This window comes from Stenotrophomonas sp. NPDC078853 (assembly GCF_044901215.1).
Classification (GTDB): Bacteria; Pseudomonadota; Gammaproteobacteria; order Xanthomonadales; family Xanthomonadaceae; genus Stenotrophomonas; species Stenotrophomonas lacuserhaii.
Genome location: NZ_JBJDOQ010000008.1, coordinates 19,723 through 38,053, shown reverse-complemented (window position 1 = coordinate 38,053; position 18,331 = coordinate 19,723). Strand labels below are relative to the sequence as shown.

Genomic DNA, 18,331 nt, shown 5'->3' with positions numbered 1-18,331 from the left:
TGTTATCCAACCACCGCGCCGAGTTTGAAGATAGGCAGGTACATACCGATCACCATACCGCCAACGACCACGCCAATGAAGACCATGATCATCGGTTCCAGCAGGCTGCTTAGCGCGTCGACGGCGTTGTTCACTTCCTGCTCGAAGTACTCGGCCACCTTGAACAGCATCGTGTCCAACGCGCCGGCCTCTTCGCCGATGGCCGTCATCTGCACCACCATGTGCGGGAAGATGTTGACCTGCTTCATCGCCATGTTGACCGGGTAACCGACCGACACGTCATCGCGCATGCGCAGCACGGCCTCTTCGTAGACCTTGTTGCCGGTGGCGCCAGCGACGATGCCGAGTGCCTCCACCAGCGGCACGCCCGCCTTGAAGGTCACCGCCGTGGTGCGGGCGAAGCGGGCGATGGAGCTGTTGTGCATGATCTGGCCGATCACTGGCACTTTCAGGATCAGGCGATCCATGGCGTGTTGCATCTTTGGTGAGCGTTTGTAGGCCATGATTGAACCTACTATCAATGCGATCAGCACCATCAAAATCAGCCACCACCACGCCGTCATGAAGCGCGACATGTTGACGATCATCTGAGTGAAAGCGGGAAGCTCCGCGCCGAAGCCGGCAAATACTTCTTCGAACTGCGGAACGACGAATAGCAACAAAATTGAGGAAACGATCAACGCGACGGCCATGACCATTGCAGGGTAGAAGAGCGCCTTCTTGATCTTACCCTTGAGTGCTTCAATGTTCTCTTTATAATTTGCGACCGTGTCCAGCACGGTTTCAAGAACGCCCGCACCTTCACCTGCACGCACTAGGTTCCGGTACAGCTCATCGAACTGCACAGGGTGGCGACTGATCGCCTCGTGGAGGGATGAGCCCCCTTCGATATCAGCGCGAATGGTGTCGACCATTTTCTTCATCCGCGGGTTCTTGTGGCCCCCGCCAATGATTTCCAATGATGACACGATGGGTACGCCCGACTTCATCATCGTCGCCATCTGACGACTGAAGAAAGCGATGTCCTTGGCCGATACCGGCTTGCCCGCTTGGCCAAACAACGGCTTGGCCTTCGCCTTTACTACCTTGGGTGTGATGCCTTGGCGGCGTAGGTCAGCCTTGAGTAGGTTGGCATTCTTGGCCAACTGCTCACCCTTCATTTTGACGCCGCGCTTGTCGGTCCCCTCCCAGACAAACGGCGCCAGGTCCATGGTGCTACGCGCCACGGGCTGCTTTTTCATAGCACTGCGACTTGCTGACATTTTGAGCTCCCCGGCCTGCCATCCCCAGCAGGCATCTAGCCGCAGATGCTAGCGGATTCCTGACCTCGTGGGCAGTCCGGCACTTGGGTGACGCGGTCGGGAGGTCGGTGTGGGCCAAAGGTGACGCGCTGCGTCACATTGCTGGACCCATCGCAGAACCCGGAATCAGGGCTTCCCAATCCGGGAAATGCTGGCATCATTGCCGCCGGGGAGATGAGGAGGCCGTGCCGGGGAAGTTGGCACGCAATCTGCGTAGTCTTCCTCTGCAAGGTGCTGCGGCCCGCTTAACCGGTGGGACCACCGGCTCCGGCAGCAGTCCTTTCCACACCACCTAATTCCTTGGGGATGTACAAAATGAAGAACCAGAAGGGCTTTACCCTGATTGAACTGATGATCGTCGTTGCGATCATTGCCATCCTGGCCGCCATTGCTCTGCCGGCTTACCAGGATTACACCATTCGCTCGCGCGTCTCGGAAATGGCCGTTCTGGCGTCGGGTGCGAAGGCAACCATTGGCGAAAACATCGCCAGTGAGAATGCGATTAACACCAATGCCTGCCGTGGCGTCGCGACCTTCAACACCGCTACCAACAACACCGCATCGCTGGCTTGCGCCGATGGCGTTGTGACCGTGACCGGTACGACGAAGGCTGCTGGCGTTGTGCTGGTTTACACCCCGACGCTGGTAGCAGCTGGTACCAACTGGGCTTGCTCCTCGGCCAGTGACGACAAGTACCTGCCGGCTGAATGCCGCTAATTGATTGATTCTGCAGCTTTAGCTGCGGACTTGCGATCGAAAGAAGGGTCCTGCCATGCAGGGCCCTTTTTTATGCTTCTGGAGTGTGTCGCTTCGATCTTGCGTGATGCTCAGCCCGGCTGAGCGGATTCGCTGACTAAACTGAACTGTACGCTATCGACAAATCAGCGAGAGATGCATTGGAAACCCGGCGAACCACAGCCCTCTGGCTCCTCCCCATCTTCATCCTCTCCGGCTTCGCAGGCCTGATCTACCAGTCCCTGTGGAGCCAGTACCTCGGCCTGTTCCTCGGCCATTCGTCTCACGCTCAGTCCTTGGTCCTGATGCTCTTCATGGGCGGCATGGCCATCGGCGCGTGGTGGGCCAGCCGCCGCAGCACTGACTGGCGCTACCCGCTGCTCGCCTACGGGGCCATCGAACTTCTGATCGGCCTGCTCGGCCTCGCCTTCGACGGTATCTTTCAAGGCGTCACCGGCTGGGCCTACGCCCACCTGCTGCCCGGCCTTGAAGGGCAGGGCGCCACGGCATTGCGCTGGACGATCGCCACCGTGCTGGTGCTGCCGCAGTGCATCCTGCTCGGGGCCACTTTCCCGCTGATGAGCGCTGGTTACCTGCGTGTGCAGCCGCAGGCGCAGGGGGAAGTGTTGGCCGGGTTGTATTTCGCCAACAGCATTGGCGCGGCGGCGGGAGCGCTAGCGTCCACGTATCTGTTGTTGCCGGCGCTGGGGTTGCCGGGTGCGGTGATGGTGGCGGGTGCATTGAATGTGTTGGTGGCGGTGCTGATTTATCCGTTGGCGCGGGATGGGGAGTCGGGTGTTGGGTGTCGAGCGAGCTCGACACTACCCGGTGGGGTGGGGGATTCTGAGGGCGGGTGCCGAGCTAACTCGACATTACCCGAGGGGCGAGATTGGACGGTGGTGGCGGTGCTTTGCATTGCACTGCTTACCGGGGCCAGTTCGTTCGTTTATGAAATTACCTGGGTGCGCATGCTGTCGCTTGCGCTCGGCACTACGCTTCATTCTTTTGAGTTGATGCTCGCCGCGTTCATTGCCGGCATTGCGTTCGGTGGGCTGTGGCTGCGCCATCGGGCGGACCGCATGGTCTCGCCGCTGCGGGCGGCGGGGTGGGTGCAAGTGCTGATGGGATTGGCTGCGCTGGCGTCGATGTTCGTGTATGCGCAGGCGTTTGAGTGGGTCGGCTGGCTGATGCGGGTGATCGTGCGCAGTGCGGAGGGCTACGGGATGTACAGCGTGGCCAGTGCGGTGATTGCGGTACTTGTGATGTTCCCGGCTGCGTTCTTTGCGGGCATGACGCTGCCGCTGTTGACGCTGGCGCTTTTGCGGCAGGGGCGCGGTGAGAAGGTCATCGGGCAGGTGTATGCGTTCAATACGGTGGGCGCGATTGTGGGTGTGCTGGCGGCGGTGCATGTGCTGATGCCGATGTTGGGGCTGAAGTACGCGTTGCTGGTGGCGGCGGTGGTGGATGTGGGATTGGGGGTTTGGTTGCTGTGGCCTGGTGGGGTTGTGGGGGCAGGAGCAGGATCAAAAGCGTGGCGACCAACGGTCGCCACCCACCAAGAGCAAGAGCAAGAGCAGGCTGCCACCCACAAGGGCGCTGCGCTTGCGATCGCGCTGGGAGTTGCCGGCGTGATCGCGGCGGTGGCGCTGGTGCGGTTTGATCCGCTGGTGCTCAGTTCTTCGGTGTACCGGCATGGGGGTGCGCGCCTGCATGACAGCGCGAAGATGCTGTTCTTCAAGGACGGGCAGACCGCCACGGTGTCGGTGTTCGAGACCGATCGCGGGGCCGGGCCGGTGCGCTCCATTGCCACCAACGGCAAGGTGGACGCGGGCATGGCGGTCAGCGTAGACCAAGAGCCGAGCGGTGATGAATCCACCATGGTGCTGCTCGGCGCGCTGCCGCTGGCGCTCGGCCATGGCTTCGAGCGGGTGGGGGTGATCGGCTTCGGTTCCGGGTTGACCACGCATACGCTGCTGGGCGATCCGCGCGTCGGCCAGGTGGATACGGTAGAGATCGAACCGGCCATGGTGGAGGGCGCAAAGCTGTTCGGTGATCGCGTTTCGCGCGCGTATACCGATCCGCGTTCGCACATCGTCATCGATGATGCCAAGGCGCATTTTGCCGGCAGTGGGCGCCGCTACGACCTGATCATTTCCGAGCCCTCCAATCCATGGGTGGGCGGTACGGCGTCGTTGTTCAGCGATGAGTTCTACGCGTTCGTGCCCGGCCAGCTCAACGACGGCGGTCTGTTCGTACAGTGGCTGCAGTTGTATGAAATCACCCCTGAACTGGTGTCCTCCGTGCTGGACGGACTGGTCGATCATTTCAGCGATGTGCGTGCGTATCTGGCGAATGATTCGGACCTGATCATCGTGGCCACGCCGAAGGGAAAGCTACCCGAACTCAATGCGGGTGTTTTCGAACATCCGGCGCTGCGTGCCGAACTGGCGCGCGTGGGCGTGCACGGCCTGGACGACCTGCGCGACACCTACGCGATGGGGGATGCCGCGCTGCGTGCTTACCCGGCGCTTTATCCTTCGCCGCGTCATTCTGATTACCACCCGATCCTCACCCTGCGCGCGCCGGTGGCGCGTTTCCAGCAGGGGTATGTGGGGGACGTGGAATCGATCATGACCGCGCCCTGGCCGCTGACCCGTGCGTGGGGCGGGCCTGAGCCGCGCCTACCCCCGGCGGAGGGCACCCAGCTGAACCTGCAGGTGCTGCAACGTCGCAGTACTGCCTATCTGTTGTCGCAGCGGCTGCAGCACGGCGCGGACTTGCCCGGTGGTGGCGACCACGCGTTGGCCGATGCGCTGCGTGCGCTAGGCGAGCGCTGTGAGTTGGAAATCACCCCGCTGGAAACGGCCGGGCTGGTGTTTTTCCTGGCCGGTGAAACCGTGCCGTTCCTGGCGCCTGCCGAGCGCGAGGCCCTGTGGGTGCGGCCGACGTGGCGGCCATGTCCGCTGCGCGATCCTACGGTCATCGATGCGCTGGCGCTGGTGTCTGCGGCGGCCACGGATGATCACGCGCAGGTTCTGGAAAGCGGCCAGCGCCTGCTGGACGGGCCGCACAGTGTTGGCCTGCTGGCCGATGCGCGATCGGGTTATTACCTGTTCGGGGCGATGCAGTATGCGGCGTGGGCGAGCGGTGATACGGCGCTGGCGCGCGCATTGTCGGATCGCTATTGGAACTCGCTGGGAACTGATGCGCGGGCCAGCGGGCGGTTGAGGTTGCTGACCTATATGGCGGCGTTGGGAAAGCAGGAGCGGTAGCGCCGAGCCGTGCTCGGCGAGCGCAGCGGCAAGAGCAAAGGCAAAGGTAGAGGCGTGACGACCAACGGTCGTCACCCACCGAGGCAGGTGCTGGCGGCCGGCGGCCGTCATTACCGTGGAGCAGGTAGCGCCGAGCCGTGCTCGGCGAGGGCAGTGGCAAAGGCAGAGGCAAAGGCGTGACGACCAACGGTCGTCACCCACCGAGGCCAAGAGCTGACGGCCAGCGGCCGCCACTACCGTAGAGCAGTGGACCGGCCAGGATTTCGTAGACATCTCAGAGCCATAATCAATGGAAGCGAGAGTGGTGTGGGGATTCTTCAGGCGCTCTTGGCGTTCTTGCTCCAGCGCTGCCCCTGGTAGCCGTGCGGCGCTGTGGCTATCGTAGACCTGAGCGCCCTCACGGTCGTAAAGACGGATGGGGATGCCGGTCTCGGCATGGACGTTGTCGAGGTTTCCAGGGAGCGCTCCATACACCTGAGTGCGTACTTCCTCGGGGACGTAACGACCATAGCCATTGGCATCCAGACTTCTGGAAAACCTTCTGTCTACACCGAGTTCGCTTTCCAGCTCATGTGCAACGACGCCGCGAATCTCGACTTGATAGCCTTTGGCTTGGAGGTCCTTGATCAGGGTGACGGCGCTGTCACCATTGCCCAGGGTGGTATCGAGGATGATGTTCCTGCGTCCTTCAACTGCGGCTGCACGCAGCTCCTTGGCCCACTGGCTTGAATCGTGGTGGGTATGGCCAGCCCAGGTGTAAGGATACTGCTGGCGCAGTCGCTCGACGTCGGGGTGCGCATTGCGTAGTTCGTCCGGATCGATCGGTACAACATTTCCGCTAAGTTCATTCAGCGCTGACTTTGTCAATCCGCTTTTGTCCGCTCCCGGTTGTCCCGCTAGTAGGATCGCTTTAGGACTGCCTCGGGGGCTTGCTTCCTGCAATCCGCTTGCGGGGAGTACGTTTTCGAGGAATCGCTTTGCGTGTACTTCAGGATCCAGCCGGCTATCGAGATCGTTCATCCGCCGATCGCCATAAAGTAGTTGTAGAGAGGCTCATCGTTCAGCCAGTGCCGTTTGAAGGACGCGCTAAACATTAGTCGTTCTTTCTCAATAGCTCGCGCAATCGCTTCAGAATCACCCGAAATCTGGGCGCTAACAAGTTCAGCACGTGCTTCGCTGATGAAGGTTCCCAGCCGTCCTTCCAGCGCTGAGATCGCATCATCGAATGGCATGAGCGGAACTTCCTGGGAATCCTTGACTGCCTGATTCAGAGCCTCCTGCAGCCTTTCAATATGCTCCGGATAGTCCTGGAGCATCTCGCGCAGCTTGGCGGGGACCGGGGGGCCGGGCAGAGGCATAGGCGATACCTTTTAACGAAATGGCGTGAATAAGCGAGGAAGTACGATTTTTTTGGCAGAGCTTGATGGCCGTAGTGGCCTTGGGCGGAGATAGCTGGTCTGTGGGCTGAGTATAGATAGCGCTGATCGACCGCTGCTGTGAGGCAGATCACGCGCATCGGCCAAGTGTTAGCTGGCGGTACGACGTTTCTGACACGCCACGATGTGTTGCGCCTTCGGGCTGGCACCTGGTGCCGTGGAGTCGGGTAGTACGCACTTTGCACCGTGTCTGGCATGCGCATACCATGCGCATAAACTGCCCGGCGATCCACATGACCGCTGGCTACGATCCAAGCGCGTAGAAAAGAGCCGTCAACCTGACCCTCAATTCCGATCTGGTTGCACAGGCCAAGGCGCTCACCGGTAATCTTTCCGGCAAGGTGGAAGCCCTGCTTGCGGAGTTCGTGGCCAGCGAACACGAGCTTCAAGGCGCCCGCAGACGGGAGCTGGCGCGCGCAGCCGAAGAATGGGGCGCATTCGTGGAAACCCACGGCTCGCTTGCTGACGAGTTCTCCACCCTGTGGTCCGCCAGTTTGATGTGTATGCCAACGTGGGCTCGAACCACAACATTCCGTTCGTGGTGGTCGTCCGGTCCAGCGTTTTCGAAGCGGCGCCGCGCCGGGTGGTGGTGCCGCTGGTTGCAATCACGGCAGCCCGGCTGACGCCTTCCCGGGTGACGCCTGAGTTCGAGGTGGCAGGCAGGCGGGTGATATTGCAGTCACTGGAAACGACGTCGGTACCGGTTTCCGCGTTGAGGCAGCGGGTGGGCTCACTCAAGAAGCAAGGGCAGCAGGTGATGGATGCGCTCGAGGAGTTGTTTACCCAGGCCTTCGGTTGAGCCGGCAGGGCGCAGGGGGAGCTGTCGATGGGATGTCGAGCAAGCTCGACACTACGGTGGGCGCGGTGAAATCGGCGGTCTCAGGGTAAGATGGAGCCTGCTGCAGGGGGAGCCAGCAGCGGACCAATATGCAGCTGTACGGGGCGGGATGCGCCGGGCGGCACACAATGAGGAACCGCATGAACGCAGTCGCCACCGCAAATCTCGTCGGTATCACCGGTATTGCCCGTCGGCTGGTCCAGGACGGGGCGCTGGATGAAGCCGGCGCGCGCGATGCGATGGCCAAGGCGACCGCCGCGCGGCTGCCGCTGCCGCAGTGGTTCGCGCAGAACAAGGTCGTCACCGCCGCCCAGCTGGCCGCCGCCAATTCGCTCGAATTCGGCATGCCGCTGTTCGATGTCGGCGTGTTCGATGCCAACCAGAGCGCGATCAAGCTGGTCAGCGAAGAGCTGCTGCGCAAGCACCACGTGCTGCCGCTGTTCAGGCGCGGCGGCAAGCTGTACGTGGGCACCAGCGACCCGACCCATTCGCTGGATGAAATCAAGTTCCACACCAACCTGGTGGTGGAACCGATCCTGGTGGATGAAGACCAGATCCGCCGCACGCTGGAGCAATGGCAGACCAGCCACGATTCGATGTCCTCGCAGATGGGCGACGACGACGAGGGCATGGCCAACCTGGAAATCGGTACCGACGACGACAACAGCGCCGGTGATTCGGGTATCGACGCCAAGGGCGATGACACCCCGGTGGTGAAGTTCGTCAACAAGGTGCTGGTGGACGCGATCCGCAAGGGCGCCTCGGATATCCATTTCGAGCCCTACGAAGACGACTACCGCGTGCGTCTGCGCATCGACGGCCTGTTGAAGATGGTGGCGCGTGCGCCGGTGAAATTGAACCAGCGCATCGCCGCGCGCCTGAAGGTCATGGCGCAGCTGGATATCGCTGAAAAGCGCGTGCCGCAGGATGGGCGCATCAAGCTCAACCTGAGCAAGACCAAGCAGATCGACTTCCGCGTCAGCACCCTGCCGACTCTGTTCGGTGAAAAGGTGGTGCTGCGTATCCTGGACGGCAGCGCGGCCAAGCTGGGCATCGACAAGCTGGGCTACGAAGCGGACCAGGAGAAGCTGTTCAAGGACGCCATCCACAAGCCGTACGGCATGGTGCTGGTGACCGGCCCGACCGGTTCGGGCAAGACGGTTTCGCTGTATACCGCGCTGGGCATCCTCAACGATGAAACGCGCAATATCTCCACCGCCGAAGACCCGGTGGAAATCCGCCTGCCCGGCGTCAACCAGGTGCAGCAGAACAACAAGCGCGGCATGACCTTCGCCGCGGCACTGCGTTCGTTCCTGCGCCAGGATCCGGACATCATCATGGTCGGCGAAATCCGCGATCTGGAAACCGCCGAGATCGCGATCAAGGCCGCGCAGACCGGCCACATGGTGCTGTCCACGCTGCATACCAACGATGCACCGCAGACCATCGCGCGCCTGATGAACATGGGTATCGCGCCGTACAACATCACCAGTTCGGTGACGTTGGTGATCGCCCAGCGGCTGGCGCGCCGGCTGTGCAACAACTGCAAGCGCCGCACCGAGCTGCCGGCCCACGCGCTGCTGGCCGAAGGCTTCACCCAGGCCCAGCTGGATGCGGGTATCGAGCTGTATGAAGCCGTTGGCTGCGATGAATGCACCGAGGGCTACAAGGGCCGTACCGGTATCTACCAGGTGATGCCGATGACCGATGAGATTTCCACGATCATCCTGGCCGGCGGCAATGCGCTGCAGATCGCCGAAGCCGCCCAGGCGATCGGGGTGAACGACCTGCGCCAGTCGGCGCTGGTGAAGGCAAGCAAGGGCGTCACCAGCCTGGCCGAGATCAACCGCGTCACCAAGGATTGATGGGCTGATTCAGGATGCCGGTGGGTGACGCGCCGAACCTTGGTGGGTGGATGAGCCGAGCTCTGGTGGGTGACGACCGTTGGTCGTCACGCTCTTGCTTGGACTCAGAAGCGTGACGACCAACGGTCGTCACCCACCGAACCCACAGCAGTCACCCACCGAACCCACAGCAGTCACCCACCGAACCAGCGGTCGTCACCCACCGAACATCCGCCGTCCGTCTCCAGCTGAATGATTTCACCTGCAACTGTCATCGGGATCGTGTCTAATACGACTCCCCACCGTGACACCCCACGCTCATGTCCCTCCAATCCCATGGCCCCGCGCCGTGCGACGACGCTGACGGCCACCTCGTCACCGCTGGCCCGCTGACGCCGCCGCCGGATATCGCCGGTACCCCGCAGGACGACCGCGCGTTGCGCCATTCCCATGCAGAAGACGTGCAGGGCATGGTGCTGGCCACGCTGGTGGCCTCGCTCGGCCTGGCCATCTTCGCCAAGGGCGGGCTGATGATCGGCGGCATGGCCGGGCTGGCCTTCCTGATCCACTACGCCGCCGGCTGGAACTTCGGCCTGGTGTTCGTGCTGGTCAACCTGCCTTTCTATTGGGTGGGCGTGCGCCGGATGGGCTGGGAGTTCACCCTGAAGACCTTCGCGGCGGTCACCGCCTGCGGCATCCTGACCGACCTGCTGCCGCGTTGGGCGGATTTTGCGCATATCGCGCCGCTGTATTCGGCGCTGGTGGGCGGCGCGCTGGCCGGCCTGGGCATCCTGTTCTTCATCCGCCACCGCGCCAGCCTGGGCGGCATCGGCATCCTGGCGGTGTACCTGCAGCGCACGCGTGGCTGGAGCGCCGGCAAGGTGCAGATGAGCTTCGATGCGATGCTGATGCTGGTGGCGTTCAGCGTGCTGTCGCCGATCCAGGTGATGTATTCGGCCATCGGCGCAGTGGTGCTGAGCCTGGTGCTGATGTTCAACCACCGCCCGGGCCGGTACATGGGCGTCTGAGGCAACGATCGCGCGGCAAATCTGACGGCCAGCGGCCGTCACTACCGGTGGGTCGCGGTGCCGGGGCGAAAGGCCGCCGAGCATGGCTCGGCGCTACCGGGTGGGTCGCGGTGCCGGGGTAGTGACGGCCGCTGGCCGTCAACGTCGTTACCGGGACCAGGCTGGTTTCAGTCGCAGGATCCGCTGCTGCACCGGGCAGTCGTCGGCGTGGGCGCCTTTCAGGTAGCCCAGGCTCATCAGGAATTCGCCGGTGATCTCCCCGCCGGTAAACCGGAAGGTCTTCTTGAACAGTCTCACCCAGCCGGCCTTGTCCAGCGGGTGGTGCGCGTCCAGCCATTCCACGAAGCCGCCGTGGCTGGCGCGCAGGCCCTGGATGACCTGCGCATTGTGGATGGCGGCCAGCACTTTCAGCCGGTTGCGGATGATGCCGGCGTCGCCCAGCAGGCGGTCGATATCCGGCTGTGCGTAGGCGGCCACGGTGTCCACGTCGAAGCCATCGTAGGCGAGGCGGAAGCCTTCGCGCTTCTTCAGGATGGTTTCCCAGCTCAGCCCGGCCTGGTTGATTTCCAGCAACAGGCGTTCGAACAGCTCGGCTTCTGCGCGCTGCGGGAAGCCGTATTCGTGGTCGTGGTAATGCCCGTGCACCGGGTGGCCCGGGGCGATGCTGCAGTATTCGCTCATGGTGCTTCTCGAGGTTCTTTGGCCAGGTTGCCGATACTGGTTGGGGCGCTGCCTTCCACTACCAGTTCCGGCCAGCGCGGCGCCTTCAGCGTCAACCGGCCACTGCGCAGGGCCGCCTCGATGGCGGCGGCCTGCGTATCGGTTTTCTCGCGCAGGAACGCATAGGAGCCCGCCGTCCACCAGCCGGCCGCACCAGGTGCGTGCAGCTGGCAGTAAGCACCGGAGCGTGTGATGAGACTACACAGCAGCACGTCGGCCTGGCCATCGCCATCGTAATCACGGGTGGTGACCAGGCAGCGCGCGTTGGCCTCCAGGCAGCCGCCTGCTTCCACCTCGCGCGCCACCATCGCGTCCCACCAGCTGTCCGGGGGCGTGGCGGAGCCTTCGGCCAGTACCAGCCGCTTGCGCAGCGCGGCCAGGTCGCGGATGCCGTCGTCGATCACCTGCTCCCCGCCGCCCCAGTACGCGGTGCGCGCCAAGGCCTGGGTGGCCACGCTGGCCGCCCGCGCATCGGCAGTGAAACGGGGATCCTGCTGCAGGTCGCGCAGTGTCGCCACGCCGCGCCGGCCCAGGTCGAAGCGCAGCATCATCGCGTCCGCCGTGGTGATGCCATCAGGGTTGGCCAACAGCCGCGCCTGCTGGCTGGCGACGCTGATCCGTATCGGATCCAACAGCGGCGAACTGGCCAGCAGCGCCGCGCCCAGCACCCCCCAGCACATGATCCGGTTGGCCGGCTCCAACCGCTGCAGCCAACGCCCGCGGCCGAACGGGGCCAGTGCATAGCCGAGCGCATAGCCGGTCACCAGCACCGCGATCAGCAACGCCCAGAAACGCTCCAGGGTCCAGCCGTACTGGCCGATGCGCAGCCACACCGCGTACAGCGCCAGCGCCGACAGCACCGGCAGCGCCAGCAGGCTGGCTTCCACCAACCGACGCAGCCAGCGCGGGTAGGGCGGCTGGTCGTTGTCATGCTGGTACACCGCGTTGGTGAAGGTGACCAGCAGCAGCGCCAGCACCAGCAGCAGCGAGGTGGCCGAACGGGTTTCCCACAGCGGCTGCAATCCAGTGAACGGCAGGCTCAGGGTGAAGATGACGGTGATGAAGGACAGCAGCGGCAGCAGCCCCCGGCAGACCGCGAACAGCACCTGGCGCGTTATCTGGATGGCGCGTTGCTGGGTGCGCCCGATCAGGATGCCGAAGCCGGCCAGGGTGCCGGTGGCCAACGCGATGAAGGCATCCTGGCGGAACAATTCGGTGAAGAAGGTGATCTGCAGCAGGCCGAAAAGGGACGCCCACAACCTCAGCAGCAACCAGGTCAGGCCGGTGAACAGCAGCGCCAGCGCCAGGGTCAGGCCGTTCTGCCAGGCGCGTTCGAACAGCGCATCGTAGCTGGCGCGCCAGTGGCCGTGCTGCAGGCGGTGCTGCCACCACGGCAGGCTGATGAAGGTGGCGATCGCCATCGCCAGCGAGAACGGCATGCGCAGCGGTTCCGAGCGCAGGCCGGGTTCGCCTTCCAGGTTCCAGCCGATCCAGCTGGCCAGCCCGAGTACCACCACCGACGCCAGCAGCGCGTGCAGCCACATCCGGCGGTCACGCAGGTCCACCACGGTCAGCGCGATGGCGCTGGGCACGCTGAGCACCCACGCATACCAGCGATAGCGCGATCCGACATCCTGCAGCGGCCAGCTGCCGTCGAGCTGCTGTGCCAGATACAACAGCAGCCCCTGCAGCAGGGCGATCAACACGATGGCACTTCGGGTGGATGGGGGCAGCGTCGTGCTGGGGGACATCGCAGGCTCCTTGCTCGGTGGCCGCCATCCTACCGTCTCACGCGCCTGCACACGGCCCAGCGGTTAGAATGCAGCCATGTCCGAGATTTCGACTTCCCTTGCCCATCACCTGCTGGTCGCGCTGCCCTCCCTGGCCGACGAGCCCTTCGCCCGCAGCGTCGCGCTGATCTGCCAGCACGACCAGAACGGTTCCATGGGCGTGCTGGTCAACCAGCCCTCGGACTACACCATCGGTGAAGTCCTGGCGCAGATGGACATCACCACCGACAACGACGAACTGCGCCAGCGGCCCGTGCTGAACGGCGGCCCGGTGCACCCCGAACGTGGCTTCGTCATCCATGACGATGCGCGTGCGTGGGAGTCCAGCCTGCTGGTCGGCGAAGGCGTGTACCTGACCACCTCGCGCGACATCCTGGAAGCGATGGCGCGCGGCGAGGGTCCGGCCAATGCCCTGGTCACCCTGGGCTGCGCCGGCTGGGGCGAAGGCCAGCTGGAAGGCGAACTGGCCGACAACAGCTGGCTGACCGTGCCGGCCGACGCCGACCTGCTGTTCCGCACCCCGTACGAGCAGCGCTGGCAGGGAGCGGCCGCGCGCATCGGCGTGGACCTGTTCCGGCTGACCGATTACAGCGGCCATGTCTGAGCCGGCGGCCATCCGCCGCGACGGCACCGTGCTCGGCTTCGACGTCGGCTCGCGCCGGATCGGCGTGGCCATCGGCAGTGCCTTCGCCGCGCATGGGCGCGCGGTGGCGGTGATCGACGTGCACGGCAGCGGCCCGGACTGGGGCGCGGTGGAACGCCTGATCAAGGAGTGGAGCCCGGACGGCCTGGTGGTGGGCGACCCGCTCACCCTGGACGGCCAGGACCAGCCCAACCGCAAGCGCGCGCAGGGCTTTGCCCGCCAGCTGCGGGAACGTTTCAAACTGCCGGTGGCGATGATCGACGAGCGCTCCAGTTCGGTCGAAGCCGCGCGCCGGTTTGCCGTCGAGCGCGCCGAAGGGCGCAAGCGCCGCCGTGATGCCGCTGCCCTGGATGCGGTGGCCGCTGCGGTGATCATCGACCGCTGGCTGTCTTCACCGGACGACGCCACCCCCATTCCCTGACCTGCCGACCGCCTGCCCATGACTGCCTCGCAACTCGATTCATCCGGACGCCTGCGCCACCTGCTCACCCTGCAGGGCCTGCCACGCGAAACCCTGCTGCAGTTGCTGGACCGCGCCGGCCAGATCCGCGATGCGGCAGTCGGACGGGTCGGCAACAAGCGCGCGGTACTGGCCGGTTCGGCGGTGTGCACGCTGTTCTTCGAGCCGTCCACGCGCACCCGCAGCTCGTTCCAGCTGGCCGCGCAGCGGCTGGGCGCGGACGTGCTGAACTTCGATGCGTCCACCTCGTCCACCCGCAAGGGTGAAACCGCGACCGACACGCTGCGCAACCTGGAAGCGATGGGCGTACGCGGCTTCGTGGTGCGCCATCCGGACGACGGCGCGGTGGCGGCGCTGGCCGCGGCGGCTGGCGAGGGCACCGCGCTGATCAACGCCGGCGACGGCCGCAGTTCGCACCCCACCCAGGGCCTGCTGGACATGCTGACCCTGCGCATGGCCAAGGGCAGTGATTTTTCGAAGATGAAGGTGGTGATCGTCGGCGACGTAAAGCATTCGCGCGTGGCCCGCACTGACCTGCACGCGCTGCGCACGCTGGGCGTGGGCGAGATCCGCGTGTGCGGCCCGCAGTCGCTGCTGCCCGACGATGACACGCTGAAAGGCTGCGTGGTCGGCGAGGACTTCGACGAAATGCTGGAAGGCGTCGATGCGCTGATGATGCTGCGCCTGCAGCGCGAGCGCATGGAAGAAGGCCTGGTGCCATCGCTGGAGCAGTACCACCAGCAATACGGCCTGCACGCCGCCCGCCTGGCCCGCGCCGGCAAGGACGCCGCGGTCCTGCATCCGGGCCCGATCAACCGCGGCGTGGAAGTCACCGACGAAGTAGCCGACGGCCCGCAATCCTGGGTGCTGCGCCAGGTCGCCAATGGCGTCGCCGTACGCATGGCCGTACTGGAAACGTTGCTCGGCTGAAGGTAGTGACGGCCGCTGGCCGTCAGCCTGGTAGTGACGGCCGGACCACCGGTGGTAGATGCCGACCGCGGTGCCCTTGGTGGGTGACGACCGCGGTGCCCTTGGTGGGTGACGACCGTTGGTCGTCACGCTCTCCCCGCTCGGTCCAACCCGCGATCAGCTTCTGCTTTTCACACACGCAGGCGATAATGACGCGCTGACCACCCCTCATGCCGCATCCTCTCCAGGATCGCAGCCTTTTCTTTCCTGCGGGAGTTCCGATGGCCGAGGCCGTACGCCACGACAAGACCGCGCGCCAGCTGCGCCTGCTTTCCGATGCGCTGGACAGTGGTCGACTGGGCCCCGTACGTCGCCTGGTCAACACGCTGGCCCCGGCCGAAATCGGCAACCTGCTTGAATCGCTTCCACCCGGCAAGCGCGAAGTGGTGTGGGGCCTGGTGGACCCGGAAGACGACGGCGAGGTGCTGGTCCACGTCGGCGATGAAGTGCGTGAAAGCCTGCTGGCGGACATGGACCCGGACGAGATCATCGCCGCGGTCGAAGACCTGGACATCGATGACCTTGCCGACCTGGTCGAAGACCTGCCGGACACCGTCATCGACGAAGTCCTCAAGTCGATGGACCGCGAAAACCGCGAGCGGCTGGAACAGGTGCTGTCCTATCCCGAGGACAGCGCCGGCCGCCTGATGAACCCGGACGTGGTGACCGTGCGCGCCGACGTCAATGTCGACGTGGTGCTGCGCTACCTGCGCCTGCGCGGCGAACTGCCCGACCACACCGATCATCTGTTCGTGGTCAGCCGCCGGCATCAGTACCTGGGGCGGCTTTCGCTTGCGGCACTGGTGACCCACGAAGACACCACGCCGATCAACCGATTGATCGACGACGAGCAGCCGGCCATCGACGTCGGCGAGAGTGCCGATGAAGTGGCGCGGCAGTTCTCCGATCATGACTGGGTCTCCGCGCCCGTGGTGGATGACAACAACATCCTGCTCGGCCGCATCACCATCGATGACGTGGTGGATATCATCCGTTCGCAGGCCGAGCACCAGGCACTTGGCGCGGCCGGCCTGGACGAAGAAGAAGATCTGTTCTCTCCGATCAAGCGCGCCGTGCGCGGCCGCGTGGTCTGGCTGGGCATCAACCTGTGCACGGCGTTCCTCGCCGCCAGCGTGATCGGCCAGTTCGAACTGACCCTGCAGAAAGTAGTCGCGCTGGCGGTGCTGATGCCGATTGTCGCCGGCGTTGGCGGCAATGCCGCGGTGCAGGTGCTGACCCTGATGGTGCGCGGTATCGCGCTCGGCCAGGTGGGCCCCAGCAATGCGAGGATCCTGCTGTGGAAAGAACTGCGGGTGGCCATGATCAACGGCACCCTGATCGGCCTGCTGGTCGGCCTGATCGCCTTTGTCTGGTTCCACAGCTGGCTGCTGTCGATCGTGATCACCCTGGCCTTGATGATCAACTTCTGTGCCGCCGCACTGGCCGGCGTGCTGCTGCCACTGATGCTCAAGCGCATGAACGTGGACCCGGCCGTCGCCGGTACCGTGGTGGTGACGGCGGTGACCGATGTCATGGGCTTCTTCAGCTTCCTCGGCCTGGCCACCCTCATCCTGCTGCACTGACCGGTACCGACCATGGCCACCACCGTAGACAACTATTTCCAGGCCGGCTGGCGCGACCAGCAGCACACCTGCGCAGCCTGCGAGTGGAAAGGCAGCTCGCGCGCGATGGTGATGGAACTGGCCGAGGACGTGACCGAGTACGACTGCCCGGTCTGCGAGAACCCGCTGCTGATCGTGGTCCATCCGGATATTGGCCAGGTGCAGGCCGCTGCGGCAGCGGGCAATGAAGAAGCCCAGCAGCAGCTGGAGATCATCGCCAGTTTCCCGCGCCCGGACTGATGCACTGCACGATGCCGCCGATTGCGCAGGCCGCTAGGATGGAAGCGTTTTCATCCTGTCAGGATCCGCCATGCATCGCCTGCTGCTGCGCTTCACCGTTGCCGCCACCCTGCTGATGTTGCTGGTCGGTTGTGCCACCACACCGGACCCCACGGCTGGGCGATTTGAATCGCGCAGCGTTACCGTGGACGGTCACGTGTCCCGTTACCAGGTGTTCGTGCCCGCCGATGCCGTGCGCGCGGCCGGGCCGTTGCCGGTGGTGCTGTTCCTGCATGGGTCCGGTGAGCGTGGCCGCGACGGCATGAAGCAGACCAAGGCGGGCATCGGACCGTACCTGCGCGAGCACGCCAGCACCTTCCCGGCGCTGGTGGTGCTGCCACAGGTGCCCAACCGCCAGGAATGGGACGGCCTGAACAACCGCGTCGCGCTGGCGGCACTGGATGCCACGCTGGCCGAATTTTCGGCGGATCCGTCGCGGCAGTACCTGACCGGCATGTCGATGGGCGGCTATGGCAGCTGGAACATCGCGCTTTCCGCGCCGGACCGGTTCGCAGCCATCGTGCCGGTATGTGGCGCGGTGATCGCCCCGCGCGAAGAACGCCAGACCCTGTTCGTCGCCGCCGTCGCCAACGAAGCAGACCCCTACGCCGCGCTGGCCCAGCGCCTGAAGAACGTGCCGATCTGGATGTTCCATGGTGCGAAAGATGATGTCGTGCTGCCCGACGATGACCGCAAGCTGCATGCGGCATTCAAGGCCGTCGGTGCGACCGATGCACGCTACACCGAGTATCCCGACGGCAACCACAACGCCTGGGACGCCACCTATGCCGATACCGCGATGTGGACCTGGCTGCTGGCGCAGAAGCGCTGACCCTGGCAGGCGACGACCGTGCTGCTTCTGGTGGGTGACGCCCGTGCTTTGTTTTGGTGGGTGACGACCGTTGGTCGTCACGCTTTCGAATTAAAACCATCGACCCCAGGCAAACGGATACTCTCCGAGCGATTCCGCCAATCCCGCGCGAACAGGGTTGGCCACGACATACATCGCATGGCGCTGCAGTGACTCGTCCGAACGTATCGCATGGTCATGATATGCCGCTTGCCAGACCAGACCAGGATGCCCACATTCGCGGCGGATACGCAGGGCCGTGCTCGATTTGAATCGCTGGGCCAGGTAACCCAATGATTGATCCATAAGTTCGAACATCCAGTGCACATGATCGGGCATGACGACCCAGGCGTAGGATGAAAGAAGCACTCCAGCCTCCATCACTGCGATCTGCTCGATGACGATGCGCGCGGCGTCTGGGGAATCGAAGCAGCGGTGGCGGTCGTGGCACACTAAGGTGAGGATGTAGCTCTGTCCGATGATGCTGCGCCTGCCGTTGCGGAGTCGATGGCTGCTCATGGGAAGAACGTGATCCCGTTGACTG

General features: G+C 64.2%; 17 protein-coding genes and 1 pseudogene. 12 read left to right on the top strand and 6 right to left on the bottom strand.

The features are described 5' to 3' along the window. Positions 1-2: 2 nt before the first annotated feature. On the bottom strand, positions 3-1,262 hold the full coding sequence (locus tag ACI2JH_RS10130; RefSeq protein ID WP_404736113.1) for a type II secretion system F family protein: 1,260 nt from the start codon (positions 1,260-1,262) through the stop codon (positions 3-5). Positions 1,263-1,616: 354 nt separating this feature from the next. On the opposite strand from ACI2JH_RS10130, the gene ACI2JH_RS10125 reads away from it, so the two are divergent. Together ACI2JH_RS10125 and ACI2JH_RS10120 are read left to right on the top strand one after the other, a co-directional pair. Continuing rightward, positions 1,617-2,018: a pilin gene (locus ACI2JH_RS10125; protein ID WP_404736112.1), complete on the top strand. Its 402-nt coding sequence runs from the start codon at positions 1,617-1,619 to the stop codon at positions 2,016-2,018. Between the two features lie 323 nt (positions 2,019-2,341). Next, complete coding sequence (locus ACI2JH_RS10120; RefSeq protein WP_404736166.1) at positions 2,342-5,308, top strand: fused MFS/spermidine synthase; 2,967 nt, start codon at positions 2,342-2,344, stop codon at positions 5,306-5,308. A 432-nt stretch (positions 5,309-5,740) separates the two neighbouring features. Here ACI2JH_RS10120 and ACI2JH_RS10115 read toward each other — a convergent pair. Together ACI2JH_RS10115 and ACI2JH_RS10110 are read right to left on the bottom strand one after the other, a co-directional pair. Further along, positions 5,741-6,328: pseudogene (locus tag ACI2JH_RS10115) on the bottom strand (zeta toxin family protein); the annotation flags it as partial. Next, the gene (locus tag ACI2JH_RS10110; protein ID WP_404736111.1) at positions 6,325-6,666 is read right to left on the bottom strand and encodes a hypothetical protein; all 342 of its coding nucleotides are present in this window, start codon (positions 6,664-6,666) and stop codon (positions 6,325-6,327) included. The pseudogene ACI2JH_RS10115 and the gene ACI2JH_RS10110, both read right to left, overlap by 4 nt. Before the next feature lie 356 nt (positions 6,667-7,022). On the opposite strand from ACI2JH_RS10110, the gene ACI2JH_RS10105 reads away from it, so the two are divergent. The 4 genes from ACI2JH_RS10105 (at position 7,023) to ACI2JH_RS10090 (ending at position 10,454) form a co-directional block, all read left to right on the top strand. Next, entirely contained in the window at positions 7,023-7,367 is a 345-nt protein-coding gene (locus ACI2JH_RS10105) for a type II toxin-antitoxin system CcdA family antitoxin (protein WP_404736165.1), read from the top strand. Further along, positions 7,256-7,543, top strand: coding sequence for a CcdB family protein (locus tag ACI2JH_RS10100; protein ID WP_404736164.1), 288 nt, complete (start codon positions 7,256-7,258; stop codon positions 7,541-7,543). Before ACI2JH_RS10105 ends, ACI2JH_RS10100 begins: the two co-directional genes overlap by 112 nt. A 179-nt stretch (positions 7,544-7,722) precedes the next feature. Next, positions 7,723-9,447 (top strand): type IV-A pilus assembly ATPase PilB, encoded by a 1,725-nt coding sequence (pilB, locus tag ACI2JH_RS10095; RefSeq protein WP_101100949.1) that lies wholly within the window; start codon positions 7,723-7,725, stop codon positions 9,445-9,447. Positions 9,448-9,746: 299 nt separating this feature from the next. Continuing rightward, entirely contained in the window at positions 9,747-10,454 is a 708-nt protein-coding gene (locus tag ACI2JH_RS10090; protein WP_042614624.1) for a YitT family protein, read from the top strand. 147 nt (positions 10,455-10,601) lie between these two features. Here ACI2JH_RS10090 and ACI2JH_RS10085 read toward each other — a convergent pair whose 3' ends face one another. Both ACI2JH_RS10085 and ACI2JH_RS10080 read right to left on the bottom strand, forming a co-directional pair. Next, the gene (locus tag ACI2JH_RS10085; protein WP_404736110.1) at positions 10,602-11,135 is read right to left on the bottom strand and encodes a DNA-3-methyladenine glycosylase I; all 534 of its coding nucleotides are present in this window, start codon (positions 11,133-11,135) and stop codon (positions 10,602-10,604) included. Beyond that, entirely contained in the window at positions 11,132-12,925 is a 1,794-nt protein-coding gene (locus ACI2JH_RS10080) for a DUF4153 domain-containing protein (protein ID WP_404736109.1), read from the bottom strand. Before ACI2JH_RS10080 ends, ACI2JH_RS10085 begins: the two co-directional genes overlap by 4 nt. A gap of 76 nt (positions 12,926-13,001) precedes the next feature. Here ACI2JH_RS10080 and ACI2JH_RS10075 point away from each other — a divergent pair, with 76 nt between their 5' ends. The 6 genes from ACI2JH_RS10075 to ACI2JH_RS10050 all read left to right on the top strand — a co-directional run bounded on the left by ACI2JH_RS10075 (position 13,002) and on the right by ACI2JH_RS10050 (position 17,769). Beyond that, the gene (locus ACI2JH_RS10075) at positions 13,002-13,568 is read left to right on the top strand and encodes a YqgE/AlgH family protein (RefSeq protein ID WP_182657388.1); all 567 of its coding nucleotides are present in this window, start codon (positions 13,002-13,004) and stop codon (positions 13,566-13,568) included. Continuing rightward, positions 13,561-14,028, top strand: a complete 468-nt coding sequence (gene ruvX, locus ACI2JH_RS10070) for a Holliday junction resolvase RuvX (RefSeq protein WP_042614628.1) — start codon at positions 13,561-13,563, stop codon at positions 14,026-14,028. Before ACI2JH_RS10075 ends, ruvX begins: the two co-directional genes overlap by 8 nt. Positions 14,029-14,046: 18 nt before the next feature. Then, positions 14,047-14,997, top strand: coding sequence for an aspartate carbamoyltransferase catalytic subunit (locus ACI2JH_RS10065; protein WP_182657387.1), 951 nt, complete (start codon positions 14,047-14,049; stop codon positions 14,995-14,997). Between the two features lie 260 nt (positions 14,998-15,257). Beyond that, positions 15,258-16,619 (top strand): magnesium transporter, encoded by a 1,362-nt coding sequence (gene mgtE / locus ACI2JH_RS10060; RefSeq protein WP_042614633.1) that lies wholly within the window; start codon positions 15,258-15,260, stop codon positions 16,617-16,619. A gap of 12 nt (positions 16,620-16,631) precedes the next feature. Further along, positions 16,632-16,898 carry a hypothetical protein gene (locus ACI2JH_RS10055; protein WP_101100830.1) on the top strand — a complete coding sequence of 89 codons (267 nt, stop codon included), beginning with the start codon at positions 16,632-16,634 and terminating at the stop codon, positions 16,896-16,898. 70 nt (positions 16,899-16,968) lie between these two features. Continuing rightward, positions 16,969-17,769 (top strand): prolyl oligopeptidase family serine peptidase, encoded by an 801-nt coding sequence (locus ACI2JH_RS10050; RefSeq protein ID WP_404736108.1) that lies wholly within the window; start codon positions 16,969-16,971, stop codon positions 17,767-17,769. A 90-nt stretch (positions 17,770-17,859) separates the two neighbouring features. Here ACI2JH_RS10050 and ACI2JH_RS10045 read toward each other — a convergent pair whose 3' ends face one another. Beyond that, positions 17,860-18,306: an REP-associated tyrosine transposase gene (locus ACI2JH_RS10045; protein ID WP_404736107.1), complete on the bottom strand. Its 447-nt coding sequence runs from the start codon at positions 18,304-18,306 to the stop codon at positions 17,860-17,862. Positions 18,307-18,331: the final 25 nt, after the last annotated feature.